This window comes from Petrocella sp. (assembly GCF_059865615.1).
Genome location: NZ_JCBCDA010000123.1, coordinates 1 through 13,621, shown reverse-complemented (window position 1 = coordinate 13,621; position 13,621 = coordinate 1). Strand labels below are relative to the sequence as shown.

General features: G+C 35.8%; 13 protein-coding genes and 1 pseudogene. 13 read left to right on the top strand and 1 reads right to left on the bottom strand.

Features of this window, described 5'->3' with window-relative positions:
* Nucleotides 1–165 precede the first annotated feature (165 nt).
* The 12 genes and pseudogenes from AC6F8J_RS14250 to AC6F8J_RS14195 all read left to right on the top strand — a co-directional run bounded on the left by AC6F8J_RS14250 (nt 166) and on the right by AC6F8J_RS14195 (nt 12,217).
* Nucleotides 166–318, top strand: coding sequence for a hypothetical protein (locus tag AC6F8J_RS14250; RefSeq protein ID WP_500724295.1), 153 nt, complete (start codon nt 166–168; stop codon nt 316–318).
* 270 nt (nt 319–588) lie between these two features.
* Complete coding sequence (locus AC6F8J_RS14245; RefSeq protein ID WP_500724294.1) at nt 589–3,570, top strand: chemotaxis protein CheB; 2,982 nt, start codon at nt 589–591, stop codon at nt 3,568–3,570.
* The gene (locus AC6F8J_RS14240) at nt 3,567–4,142 is read left to right on the top strand and encodes a PAS domain-containing protein (protein WP_500724293.1); all 576 of its coding nucleotides are present in this window, start codon (nt 3,567–3,569) and stop codon (nt 4,140–4,142) included. Before AC6F8J_RS14245 ends, AC6F8J_RS14240 begins: the two co-directional genes overlap by 4 nt.
* Nucleotides 4,084–5,967, top strand: coding sequence for a diguanylate cyclase (locus AC6F8J_RS14235; RefSeq protein WP_500724292.1), 1,884 nt, complete (start codon nt 4,084–4,086; stop codon nt 5,965–5,967). The genes AC6F8J_RS14240 and AC6F8J_RS14235 overlap by 59 nt, the downstream gene beginning before the upstream one ends.
* Before the next feature lie 164 nt (nt 5,968–6,131).
* A pseudogene (locus AC6F8J_RS14230) lies at nt 6,132–6,622 on the top strand ((Fe-S)-binding protein); the annotation flags it as partial.
* A 134-nt stretch (nt 6,623–6,756) separates the two neighbouring features.
* Nucleotides 6,757–6,891 carry a hypothetical protein gene (locus AC6F8J_RS14225; RefSeq protein WP_500724291.1) on the top strand — a complete coding sequence of 45 codons (135 nt, stop codon included), beginning with the start codon at nt 6,757–6,759 and terminating at the stop codon, nt 6,889–6,891.
* 1 nt (nt 6,892) lies between these two features.
* Nucleotides 6,893–8,026 carry a YcjF family protein gene (locus AC6F8J_RS14220; protein ID WP_172596118.1) on the top strand — a complete coding sequence of 378 codons (1,134 nt, stop codon included), beginning with the start codon at nt 6,893–6,895 and terminating at the stop codon, nt 8,024–8,026.
* A gap of 295 nt (nt 8,027–8,321) precedes the next feature.
* Complete coding sequence (locus AC6F8J_RS14215) at nt 8,322–8,642, top strand: hypothetical protein (protein WP_500724290.1); 321 nt, start codon at nt 8,322–8,324, stop codon at nt 8,640–8,642.
* A 58-nt stretch (nt 8,643–8,700) separates the two neighbouring features.
* Nucleotides 8,701–9,078 (top strand): HlyD family secretion protein, encoded by a 378-nt coding sequence (locus AC6F8J_RS14210; protein ID WP_500724289.1) that lies wholly within the window; start codon nt 8,701–8,703, stop codon nt 9,076–9,078.
* A gap of 239 nt (nt 9,079–9,317) precedes the next feature.
* The gene (locus AC6F8J_RS14205; protein WP_500724288.1) at nt 9,318–10,574 is read left to right on the top strand and encodes a GerMN domain-containing protein; all 1,257 of its coding nucleotides are present in this window, start codon (nt 9,318–9,320) and stop codon (nt 10,572–10,574) included.
* A 35-nt stretch (nt 10,575–10,609) separates the two neighbouring features.
* Complete coding sequence (locus AC6F8J_RS14200) at nt 10,610–11,728, top strand: diguanylate cyclase domain-containing protein (protein ID WP_500724287.1); 1,119 nt, start codon at nt 10,610–10,612, stop codon at nt 11,726–11,728.
* Between the two features lie 219 nt (nt 11,729–11,947).
* A complete protein-coding gene (locus AC6F8J_RS14195) occupies nt 11,948–12,217 on the top strand; it encodes a diguanylate cyclase domain-containing protein (protein WP_500724296.1) in 270 nt (89 codons plus the stop codon).
* On the opposite strand, the gene AC6F8J_RS14190 is transcribed toward AC6F8J_RS14195, so the two are convergent.
* Nucleotides 12,206–12,724, bottom strand: a complete 519-nt coding sequence (locus tag AC6F8J_RS14190) for a DUF1905 domain-containing protein (protein ID WP_500724286.1) — start codon at nt 12,722–12,724, stop codon at nt 12,206–12,208. The genes AC6F8J_RS14195 and AC6F8J_RS14190 overlap by 12 nt on opposite strands.
* A 239-nt stretch (nt 12,725–12,963) precedes the next feature.
* Here AC6F8J_RS14190 and AC6F8J_RS14185 point away from each other — a divergent pair, with 239 nt between their 5' ends.
* On the top strand, nt 12,964–13,200 hold the full coding sequence (locus AC6F8J_RS14185; protein WP_500724285.1) for a hypothetical protein: 237 nt from the start codon (nt 12,964–12,966) through the stop codon (nt 13,198–13,200).
* The last annotated feature ends 421 nt before the right edge of the window (nt 13,201–13,621 follow it).

Genomic DNA, 13,621 nt, shown 5'->3' with positions numbered 1-13,621 from the left:
TTAAAGGGTCAAAACTAAGTTTCACTAAATTCGCCTACCATATGTAGATTACGTTGATACATTCATAACTACATATGGTAGGTGAAAGTTCAACTATATAGTTTTGACGCCTTAACCAAAGTTAAAAATGTTGAAAATGATTACTAAATAACTTTTCCACATGAGATGTCTAAGGAACATTATCTGAATTTTGTAGCACTTGTAAGCGTTGACCGTATCTTATTTGTGAGATTGTATCCGGAACAAGGCCAAGAAGTGCGCTTCCCAAGACACCGTGGAGAAAAACTGTTCATTGGCTGTAGCAAGCATGGATTGTGAGTGAATGACTAATTTGAGTTATCATTTTCATTTGAAATCCATACGTCTAATCGAGAAAAGCAATGCACCACTACCACCAATTAAGAAGTAGTACTTCTTTTTGGTGGTTTTTCTTATATCCAAACGATGTATAAAACGTAAAAGAAGTATAAATTTATTAATTTTATAGAAATAAGAAGAATTTGATTATTCCGAATAAGAAGAATATAATTAGAAGATGAGCTTCTTCAACAAAAAGATATATCAAAGCTCAGACAATAGGAGGTCCTCATGGGAACCAATGAAAAAGAAGAACAGAAATTTCCGGTCGTGGGAATAGGCGCATCTGCAGGAGGGTTAGCTGCATTTGAAGCATTTTTTACAGGAATGCCCAAAGATAAAGAACCTGATATGACTTTCGTTTTGATACAACATTTGGCACCAGATCATAAAAGTATATTAACGGAAATCATTGAACGCTATACAAATTTGCCGGTTTTTGAAGTGGAAGACGGCATGGTTATAAAGCCCAATTGCATTTATATCATACCACCTAACAAAAATATGGCTCTAATAAATGGCAGCCTTCAACTTTTTGAAATCACCTCTCCAAGAGGACAAAATATGCCCATCGATTTCTTCTTTCGCTCTCTAGCGGCTGACCAGAAAGAAAGAGCCGTTTGCATTGTCTTATCAGGTACAGGGAGCGACGGAACTTTGGGCCTAAGAGCGATAAAAGATGAAGGTGGTATTGCCTTAGCACAAAGCACAGACAGTGCGGAATATGATGGTATGCCATCGAGTGCAATTGCAACTGGCCTAGTGGATTATCAATTAGAGCCAAGCGAGATGGTAAAGAACCTCGTATCATATGTATCCCATGCCAGATGGATTGCTGATCACCCGGTGGATATACATGTACAGAATAACGAAAATATGCTTAAAAAAATATTCCTACTGATTCGAAACCAGAGGGGACATGATTTCTCCAAATATAAGCCGAGTATGATTAACAGACGTATTGAAAGACGATTGGCCGTCAATCAAATAGAAAATATGGCGGACTATATCAAATTCTTACAACAAACACCTGCAGAGATAGAAGTTCTATTAAATGATATGCTGATTGGGGTGACCAGTTTTTTCAGGGACAAAGATGCTTTTGAGAAGTTAGAAAAGGAGATTATTCCGAAGTTATTTGAAGGTAAGCCTGAAAATTCAACACTAAGAATATGGTGTGCAGGGTGTTCTACAGGTGAAGAAGCTTACTCTATTGCTATCTTGCTTCGTGAGCATCTTGAAGAACTTAAGATGAGATTTAATGTACAAATATTTGCTACGGACATTGATCGGCAGGCAATTGCTATTGCGCGATCAGGTAATTATCCAAGCAGTGTCGTTGAAGAGTTGAGCTCAGAGAGAATTGAAAGATTTTTTTTATCAGAGCCTGGAAATGCTTCCTACCGTATCAGCAAGTCCATCAGAGAAATGCTTATTTTCTCCGAGCAAAGTATTATAAAAGATCCACCTTTTTCAAGACTTGACTTGATTTCCTGCAGAAACCTCATGATTTATTTAAGCAGTGAACTTCAGAAAAAACTCATACCCTTATTCCATTATGCACTTAGATCAAACGGCATACTATTTTTAGGGGTTTCAGAAACCGTCGGTAATTTTGAAATGTTGTTTGAGGTCGTAGACCGTAAATTAAAATTCTATCGACGTAAAGAAGATGCACAAGGGATACAAAGAAGTATCCCGAGTCAAATCATAGAGCCGGCTGTTAATAAAGAGGCAGTTGACAACGTAGTGGGGGTAAAAACGGATTACAGACCTAAGCCCACTTTAAGAGAAATCACAGAACAAGCCATTCTTAAGGATAATTCAATATCAGGCATTTTGGTGAATGATAACGGTGATACTTTATATATTCATGGTAGAACCGGTATGTATTTGGAGCCAAGCCAAGGAGAAGTTGGTGTAAGCAATGTACTGAAGATGGCCAGAGAAGGTTTAAGACGAGAACTAAAAAATGCTTTAAAAACCTGTATTGAGAAGAATGAAACGGTTCGCTTACATGAAATCAATGTTAGAACGAATGGACATTTTACAAAGGTGAATTTTACAGTAAAACCAGTAAGAATAGGCACGATTTCTGCAAAAAAACGAACCTTGTATATTATATTGCTCGAGGAAGCAAAAGTACAAACTAAGGAACAAGCAATCAATAGAAAAGTAGAAGTGAATGAAGCGCATCCAACGTTTGAATCAGATGCTTATATAGAAGAACTAAAGACAGAGTTACGCCTTAAAGATGAATATTTACAGGCGGCAAACGAAGAGCTTGAAACATCAAATGAAGAACTCAAATCATCAGTTGAAGAAATGCAGTCGGTAAATGAGGAACTCCAGTCGACCAATGAAGAACTTGAAACCTCCAAAGAAGAGTTACAATCCATCAACGAAGAACTTACAACGGTGAACTCGGAGCTACAAGTTAAAGTACATGACTTATCCCAAGTTAGCAACGACATGAATAATCTGCTATCAGGGACGAATATTGCGACAATTTTCTTGGATCATCAGCAAAACATTTTAAGGTTCACACCAACAGCTAATAAAATCATTAATCTTATAAGTAGCGATATTGGTCGACCGGTATCACATATTGCCTCCAATTTAGTAGAGTATAATCAATTGACCGTTGATGTAAAAACAGTTCTAGATACATTAATCCTCAAAAATATTGAGGTTAAGACATTAGACGGCAATTGGTATGAAATGATTATACAACCCTACCGAACCATTGAAAATGTGATAGAGGGTGTTGTACTAACCTTTGTTGATATAACTGAAGCCAAAACAGCCAAAGATAAGCTAGTAGTATCCGAAATGCGCTATCGGACATTGTTTGAAACGGCTCAGGAAGGCATTATGATTTTAGATGGTAAGAGCGGAAAAATTAAGGATGTGAATCCATTCTTAATAAAGCTTTTAGGTTACCCAGAAGAAAAGCTTTTGGAAAAACAAATCTGGGATATTGGTTTAATAAAAGACATCGTTGCCAACAAGGAAAATTTTTTGGATTTGAAGAAAAAGAAATATATGCGCTACAAAGATTTACCCCTTGAAACGGCTGACGGTGAAAAGATAGCGGTTGAGTTTATAAGCAATGCTTTTGAAATCGACCGGATAAAAATCATACAATGTAACATCAGAGTGACCCATGACTTTAAGAAATCAGAGTTAGATGAAAAGGAAGGCACATCATGAAAAAAGAGAATGGCTTAAGTCCAGCTCGCATCAATTCAAAGCATGTGACGAATACCGAAAATGATTTGCGCTCGATTGCGGAAAGTTTAATTCAAAAAGAAGATAAATATAACAATGAAGAGTTGGAGAGATTGTCACTTGAAGAGATCAATTCAATTTTTCATGAACTAAAAGTGTATCAAATTGAACTTGAAATGCAAAACGATGAACTTAGAAGAACGCAATTGGAATTGGAACAAACTAAAGCCAGATATTTTGATATTTACGATCTTGCACCTGAAGGTTACTTGATTCTTTCAGAAAAGGGGCTTATTATTGAGTCGAATCTGACAGCCGCTGTTATGCTTGGAGAGTCAAAGCATAGTCTTGCAAAAAAACGCATAACTAAATATATTTTAAAAGAAGATCAAGATATATATTATAGATACCGGAAGCGACTGTTTGAATCAATGCAACCCCATGAAATTGAACTTAGGATGTTGAAAAATGATGATTCTTTTTTTGGGGGGGCATATGAAATCAACTGTAGTCAGTGTAGATGGACGGCTCATTTGTCGAATGGTAGTAAGTGATATTTCAACGAGGAAGGCTACAGAGAAAAATCTGAAAGAAAGCGAAGAAAAACATAGACTATTGATTACTCAAATGTCACAGGGACTGATTGTACTAGAAGCCCTACAAGATAATATGGGAAACGTAACGGATTATAGCTTTATTGACTCAAATGAAGCCTATGAAAAATTGACGGGTTTGAGGCGTGAAGCAATTATTGGAAAGCACTTGCTGACGGTTATGCCTAAAATAGAAAAGGTTTGGCTTGAAAAATATGAGCATGTTGCAATGACAAGAGAACCCTTGTCTTTTGAACAATACTCCGATGAACTGGGAAAGTACTTTGAAGTCATAGCATATTCGCCGAATCCTAAACAAGTTGCAGCGATTTTTAATGATATAACCAAACGCAAGAGGGTTCAAGAAGAACTCAAACTTAATATGGATGATTTGTTGGAATCCCAGCGTATTGCACATTTGGGAACATGGAGGATGAACTTACAAACAGACGAAGTTGTGTGGTCAAAAGAGCTTTATAAAATGTTTGGGCTTGATCCGGAAAGTTCTGCGCCTCCTTTTACAGTGCATAAGAAGTTATTCACGCCGGAAAGTTGGGAGAAATTATCAGAAGCGATTGAGCGGACAGAATCAGAGGGCGTTCCATACGAACTTGAACTTGAAAGCGTACTTAGTGATGGAATTAGTAGATGGATTTGGGTTAAAATAGAGGCGAAAAAGGATACACAAGGTCAAATCATCTCTCTCTGGGGAGCTGCTCAGGACATTACAAAGCGAAAAAGCAGCGAAGATAAACTATTATATTTAAGTACTCACGACCATCTTACCGGCTTATATAACAGAAGGTATTTTGAACAAAAGTTAAAGGAGCTAGATACAAAAGATAATCTACCCTTGTCGATTATCATGTTTGACGTCAATGGATTAAAGCTGGTTAACGACTCATTTGGTCATAATATGGGGGACGTACTCCTTAATAAGGCTGCAGAAACAATAAAAAAGGCATGCCGACATGAAGATATTATAGCTCGAATCGGAGGGGACGAGTTTGTACTTGTGTTACCAAAGACCTCAAGACGTGATACGATAAATATTGCAAACCATATTAAAGAACTGACGTCTAAAGAAATCGTTTCAAATATAGAATTATCCATTTCTTATGGATATGACACAAAGGAAATGGAGAGCCAATCCATTTCAGAGATTATCGTAAATGCTGAAAATCACATGTACAAACACAAGCTATTTGAACGTACCAGCATAAGGAGCAAAACGATGGAACTCATTATGAATACATTATTTGAGAAAAGCCATGGCGAGGAACAACATTCCAAGAAAGTAAGTCGTATCTGCCAAGCCATTGCAGAAAAAATGGAATTAGACCAAAATACAATTAATCAAATGAAAGTCGTCGGACTTATGCATGATATTGGAAAAATCGGTGTTGATGAAGGAATATTGAATAAGACAGGAAGCTTAACCAGTACTGAAAGAGTAGATATTGAAAAGCATCCGGAGATTGGTTGGCGACTTCTAAGTTCTACAAATGAATTTTCTGAGATTGCACAATTTGTCATTCATCATCATGAAAAATGGGACGGTAGTGATTATCCTGATGGCATCAAGGGTGAAGCCATACAAATCGAAGCAAGAATTATTGCCGTTGCTGAAGCTTATGCTGCAATAACGAGTAAGAGTAGCTTTAATAAAAAGCGAACCATGAAAGAAGCAATTGAGGAACTAAAGAGATGTTCAGGCACCCATTTTGATTCAAGAATTGTTGAAGTTCTTCTTGAACTTCTACAATCCGGAAACCGTAATATCTAATGAATTATTTTCCTATAGTCTAAATACACAGGCACAAAACTTAAAGTGGTTGTGAATAAAACTTGACTCCAATGGTCATATCCTATTAAAGCATAAAAGAGATTGATTTCAGAAGAGTCTTTGTTTCTTGAACTCAGGTTACATTATTTGAGAGGGGAGAATCTATGGGACATATAACAAGTAAAGATGCATATAAAAGTCTAGAAGAAAGAATCAATTGGTTTACACAAGGCGCCCACCCATCGGAGAGTTTATATAAAATCTTACAAATTCTATATTCAGAAACTGAAGCCAAATGGGTTGCGAAGTTGCCGATTCGTCCTTTTACTGCAAAAAAAAAGCAGCAACTTTTCTAGAGCATCTTTGTGAGAAGGCATTACTTGTGGATTCTTACTATAAAGGGGAACGTCAATTTGTAATGCCACCGCCAATGGCTGGTTTTATTGAATTTGCCTTGATGCGTACAAGAGGCGATATTGATCAGAAGTTTTTAAGTGAATTGTATTATCAATATATGAATGTAGAAGAAGATTTTATTAAAGACTTATTCTTCGCAACAGAGACCCATCTTGGACGTGTTTTTGTACAGGAGCCTAGTCTGATTTATGAGAAAACAATACATATTTTGGATTATGAAAGAGCAAGCCATATCTTATAGGGTGCTATTCCTAGAATTTGATTTGTTTACTTCTAAGATTGATTGTGCCATATCATGACCTATATATCATGGTCTTTTAATTTTATGTATGCTATCATAATTGTAATTAAGTTTGTATATTGGAGGGTATTATGAAAAAGAATAATAATAAATCTAATTTTTTGAATCAATTGCTCGTATCCATTATTATTTTAGTTGCCGCTTTTAAGTTTGGCGATGCATTAAGTAGAAAATTACAATCTAGAATTGATAGAGGGAATGAATAACATGAGTGAAAATTGGTTTGACATGTTTATGAAAAAATACAATGAGGAAGTTGAGTCTATGTCTACTGCAAATATAATGATTATTGGCAAGACCGGGGTTGGAAAAAGCACGCTCATTAATAATGTTTTTAGAGAAAAGTTGGTTGAAACTGGAATTGGTAAACCGGTGACGCAACACATCAGCAAGATCACGAAAAAAGGCGTTCCACTCACTATTTATGACACAAAAGGACTAGAACTAGATTCAGAAGTACAAGAAGAAATAAAAAAGGAAATCGTTGGGCAAATAGATCGAACATTATTAAGTCAGAATGAAAAAGATTATATACATGTGGCATGGTACTGTATTAATTCAAGTTCGAATAGAATTGAAGATTTTGAACTGGAGTGGATCAATGAGTTTTCTAAAAAGCTACCGGTCCTTATTGTCATGACACAGTGTATGGGCCTACAATACAAAGAATTTGAAAGCTATATAAGAAATCTGAATCTTCCGGTCGTTAACGTAGTACCCACATTGGCAGAAGAAATCGTCATCAGTGAAGATATTATAATTCCACCATTTGGCCTTACACAACTTGTGGATGTAACCTATAATTGTTTAGATGAAGCAGCCAAAAAGGCCTTTATAAATGCTCAAAAAGTTAATCTTGAGAAGAAAGTAGTGGCTGCAAGATTAGCTGTATTACCATATGTATCGACGAATTTTGTTACCGGATTTACCCCTATCCCTTTTGCGGACGCAACCATCTTGGTGCCAAGTCAGATTGCTATGATTGCACATTTGACGGTTATATTTGGTATTAATGTTGAGAAAACGCTGATCACCTCTATCGTTACTGCAATTGGAGGCGTCGGTGGTGCTACTGCACTTGGTAGAACAATCGTTGCCAATGTTGTTAAGTTTATACCAGGTGTTGGAACGGCGGTTGGAGGCGTAATTAGTGGGACAACAGCAGCCATTCTAACAGCTGCACTCGGTTATGCTTATATTGAAGTTATGAATAAGATTGCCCTTCGTTTATATGAAGGAAAGAAGATTGACAACAGTGAAATCATTACAATGATGAAAAGGGCATATGAAGAACAACTTAAAAAAGGGAAGGATATTATCAGTGGTACAAAGTTAAAATAAAAGATCTATAGGTCTCAAGTTTCATGAACCCCACAAGAAGCGCTTTTCTGTTAGGAAAGGCGTTTATTGTTATGCGCCCACATGAGCGCAATCTTGAAGAAAATAGCAGAATTTCAGCTTTAATCAATATCTAATAATTGTCTAAATTTTCTATCACATAAGGAGTGATATAATTGTTGAATAAAAAAGGGTTAAAGGAAAAAACTAAGTTTTATGATATCGTTTTGACGCCTTAGCCAAAGATTAATTCTATAAATGTATTCATATAGACCATTTGAGGAGGAACAACCAAAGTATGAAAAAGTATAGTTTAGTGTTAACAGTATTGCTTATATCCACATTTGTCATTACGGGCTGTCAAGGCGAAGCAGAAGCAGAAGCAGAAGCAGTAGGTGCTGAAGGTAAAACCTATACGCCTGTAAAAGTAGAGGCGGTCGTAGCCGGTAATATGAGGGATGAGTCTATTTTTATCGGACAAGTTAAACCGGTTAAGGAAGTGGATATCATGGGCAAATTCCCCGGTGAGATTAGCGCTACGTATTTTAATGTAGGGAAAAGTGTTTCACAAGGTGATGTCTTATTCGCCTTTGACGAAACCGATATGAGACACCGTTGAATCCTTAGCAAGTCAGGTGAACTCCGCAGAAGCAGCTGTTAACTCAGCAAAATTAAACGTGAATATTACTTCGGGGAGTCAGCAAGAGGGCCAACTCAACCAAGTGAAATCTTCTCTAAACAGTGCCAAACTTACCTATGATAATGCAAAAATCAACTTTGAGAATACCAAAGCTTTATACGCATCCGGTGCAGTTTCTAAGAGTGAGTATGACGGCATGGAGCAAGCCTACCTTCAAGCTAAAAATGCCTATGACACAGTTTCACAGAGTTATAATTTATTAACAGGTAAGCAACTAACTGAAAATACAGCCCTGGCTAAAAACGGATTACAGCAAGCCATCGCTTCAAGAGATATATTGGCCGTTCAATATAATAATGCAAAAGAAACCTTATCCGATTTGAATGTGACCAGTCCTATAAGTGGGATCTCATAATGAAAAACAAAACGTCATTGTATATATAATGACGATCCAACCTTAACTTTTAAAAGTGTCATATTAAGTATATGAACTTGGTAAAACTTAGTTTTGACCCTTTAACCTTATATAGTATATAATATAGAATATAGGTTTTTGTGGATTATTGCTTTAATCATTTGAGCGGTTGTGCATTAATCAGAAAATGTAGCGGTATATTAAAATATTGACAACGATAATAGAAATGGAGAGATTATATGAAAAATAAAGGTAAATCTGTAATCCAGAAGTCAATCATGCTCTTCTTTATTGTGCTACTATCACTAACATTTTTAACAGGCACACTTATGGGAAATGATCTAAGTGAACTGATAAACGTATACAGAAACACTGTGACGATTGAAGTGGACCATGTCCCAGTTTCCACAGATAATTTTGTGGTCGATGGTACGACCTATATACCCCTTCGTTCAGTTACAGAGTTATTTGGAAAAGAAGTGGGATGGAATGCCCTTACAAAAGTGGCAAGTATTAATGAACCGACCTATCAAGTAGATGTATTATCAGAACTATTGCCGGATACAGTAGGTTATGCGTGGCAATACGAAGGATTTGCTGAATACGGTCATAAGGCACAACTGGATTCTATTATGAGTGAGCCAACGAAACGTATGTATATGATTAGTGGTATGGTAGATGATATGTCAGACGGTGAAAGCACCAAAGATTTTTCCATAGAACTGAGTTACATAATTGAGGGCAATAGCCTTATACAGGCAAAAAAAGAAGAAGTCATGATGGACTCTAAGTATAATCAACTTACCTTGATTCAGACACCACTTGTGATTGGAACATATTGGACTGAGAAGGTCAGTAATGAAGATGGCGTCTTGCAGACAATCAACGGCCAGATTACAAAAGTTGAGCTAAAAGATACAGGTGTTAAAGAATACACAGTTCTGCATAAGCAACAAGGTAGTGACTACTACGAACAAAGGGTTATACGTGAAAATGCTGGGGTCGTATCTTTTGAAAAATTATTTGAATTAGGAGATGAGCCTTTTTCAGCTGGTTATTTTTTATCCGGCGCGATGAACATAACACAAAATGAAGTGACCTTGTATTTTCCTGACCAGGACGCACAGAAAGTGTGGAGAGAAGTAAGAACCTTGACGGTGTATGATCATGAGATCGCAAAAGCAGCCATATTAGGCCTGATTGCAGGTACAAGTAATACATCCTTGTCCCCATCCATACCAGAAGGAACAAGACTTCTTAGTATGAATCTGGAGGAAGGACTATGTACGCTTGATTTCTCAAAGGATTTTGTGGACAAGTATCCAGGTGGAAGTGCAGGCGAGCTCATGACCCTTGGTTCCATTGTAAATACCCTAACAGAATTTTCGGAAATTGATCGGGTACAAATTTTGGTTGAGGGTCAAGTTATTGAAACAATTGGTAACATTTCACTGGACGAACCTTTATATCGTTTTGAAGATTTGATTGGTTTTTAATAGGTTACGAATAATATAGAAGTGGAAAAGCTAATATGATAACTTTAATTAGTACGGATTTACTTGCAATTATTGCACTTTGCTTTTTAATAAATTTAGCTAAGAGAAATGTTGTTATAAATAATGAAAAAAACAAGATGTACAGATATGCGGTCGTGATAACAATTATCCTATTGATATTGGAGATTGGGACGATTTATATTGAGCATTCAAGTAATAGTAGTCTAGTAATGACTTATCGGTTAATTAACATCTTAGGGTTTTCTTTAAGTCCTTTAGTTCCCTTTTTTCTTTTACGACTATTTGGAGATAATGAAAATAAATTATATACATACTGCTTAATAGTACCTTTATATCTGAATGCGGTTATTTCTATTATGAGTTTTAATACTGGTTGGGTTTTTTTTGTCGATGTTCATAGTCAATATACACGAGGGGATTTATTTTTACTGCCAACGATCATTAGCATGTTTTATTATGTACTATTTATAATTGCTGTAATCAAAAACAGTACGGAATATAAAATAAGTGACAAGAAATTTATTATTGGTATTTTTTTCTTACCTGTAATAGGCATCTTAATTCAGATGCTATTTAAAGATCTTCTGCTTATTTGGAGTTGTACATCAATATCTTTATTGTTATTTTATATTTTCTTACTTGAACTTCAATTCAGGTATGATGCTCAAACAAAAATAAAAAATCGAGCTTCTTTTGAAGATGAGATGCAACTCTATGTGAATGGCAATAATAACGCAACAATCGTAGTTTTAGATATAAATAATTTAAAGGTCTCCAATGACAAATATGGACATAAATATGGAGATGAGTTGATTTTTGAATCGGCAAATATCATAAGAGAAAGCTTTAGGGGTATTGGTATACCATATAGAATTGGTGGCGATGAATTTTGTGTGATTTGTAAGAACAGTTCAAAAGAATTGGTTGATGGTGCCCTATCAAAGCTAAATGACTTAATAATTAATGTAAATGAAAATAGAGAAATAAAGATATCACTTGCTTATGGATATGCGTTCTATAATAAAAATGGTATTAAAAGTATATATTCTATTTTTAGTGAAGCAGACAAAGCGATGTATACAAATAAAATAAAACAAAAAGGATTATATGGTAGAAGAAGACAGGATGACTAGACGTCACATCTAAGAAAAAAGAATTATTATGAAGGTGAATTTATGATTAGATCAGCAATCTGCGATGATGAACGCAAGAACTTGAGCGCGCTTATAATTTTATTACAAAGTATATACGAGAACATCCACAATATGAACTGACTCTAAATACCTTTTCGGCGCCTATAGATCGGCTATCTTATGTATCGGAAAACGGAGGTATTGACATACGGGTCTTAGATATCGACCTATCTCATACGCTTTGGTGGTGATGCGTTTTTGTGCGTGCTATTAAACCAATCTGAAAAGGTTATAAAAGAAGCTATGGATCATCTCATGAGTAATCCACTTATATATGGAAAGCAGCCAAAGGATATGCTGTTCTTTAGCCATGGTATTGTATGCTTTAAGAAGAAGAAGCATGAAAACATAGACGCATTTATTCGAGATGCTGATGAACAGATGTATTATTTTAAAAATGCAGATTGGAATAAACAGTTAATCCAGTAAAACACCGGACTTGGCTATATCCATAACGGTACAGCGGGTTCTATCAAAACAACAGGGTCGTGTATCGCCTTTTTTTAACTTGGAGCATGCGACCTCAATTCTTCTTTGGCGGGTGGACAAGTTCTTAGTTGAACGAATAAAACGAAGCCAGTCCCATTGGGCTTTTGATGTAATGCTATTCCATTGACTGGAAAGATTATTTTCATGAATCGCTTTTATGAAGTCATCAGGCATTTTTGGCACGTTCCAATTATCTAAGGCTTCAATGCTTAGAGACATAGAATCACCAACGCTCATATTCAAATCCTTTATTAAAGTTTTATCGAATTCAAACCAGTGGCTTCCCTTTCCGTCCGGTTCTAGTGGTGTTTTAAACCCAATATTATTAATATCTCCTTCAATCATAACCATACCACGGGAGGGGAGTTTCTCACTGATAGCGATGGGAATTCTTATGATGTAGTGGGATTTAACTATTTCGAGTTTGGATTCAAAAATGAGTCTCATATCTTCATCTCCTAGTCGCGTATATAACCATAAATATTATAGATACCTGAGGGGTAATGAATGTATAATGATATAAAAGATTATACCATAAAGCAATGGAATAATATTATGAATCTTCTATAAAAGCCATAGACAGGTCAGAAGATGAATTACTAACCCTAGCTTACTCTGTTGAGTCCAATTCAGAGCATCCCATTGCAAAAGGGATTGTAAACGAAGGGAAGAATAGAAATCTAGATTTGAAAGAAGTTAGTCATTATCAAAACTTGACAGGTAAGGGTTTAGAAGCCGAAATAGATAGTAAAAAAAATGATGAACTTATAAGCCAAGGCAAAAAGGTTGCAATGACAGGCGATGGGGTGAATGATGCACCTTCTCTAGCAAAAGCGGATCTAGCTATTGGAATAGGTGCAGGGCTTATGTCGCTTAGTACAATTATTGTATCCATAAATGCAAGATTCTTAAAAATAGATTAAACCACTTTGGTATGGGATTTATAATGATGATTTTATAGGAATTACATATGAAAAGTGTTAAAATATATGAGGAGTATTTGCGGCTTCAAAATACGTCTTTTTAAAAGCAAAAACATACAAATATGGTTAAGGCGTCAAAACTATATAGTTGAACTTTTACATACCATATATAGTTACGAATGCATCAACGTAATCTATATATGGTATGTGAATTTAGTGAAACTTAGTTTTGATCCTTTAACCAAATATTAGACTGAATAACTAACGAGAGGAAATATAAGACTATGAAATTGGGACAATCCATATGTATTTTATTCGTAGCACTATTCATTGCAGTAAGTATCTTGCCTCCAACGCTCGTACAAGCTCAATCCAGTGTGTGGAAAGAAAGCAGAACCGTCAGTTATACAGGTGGCAGTAA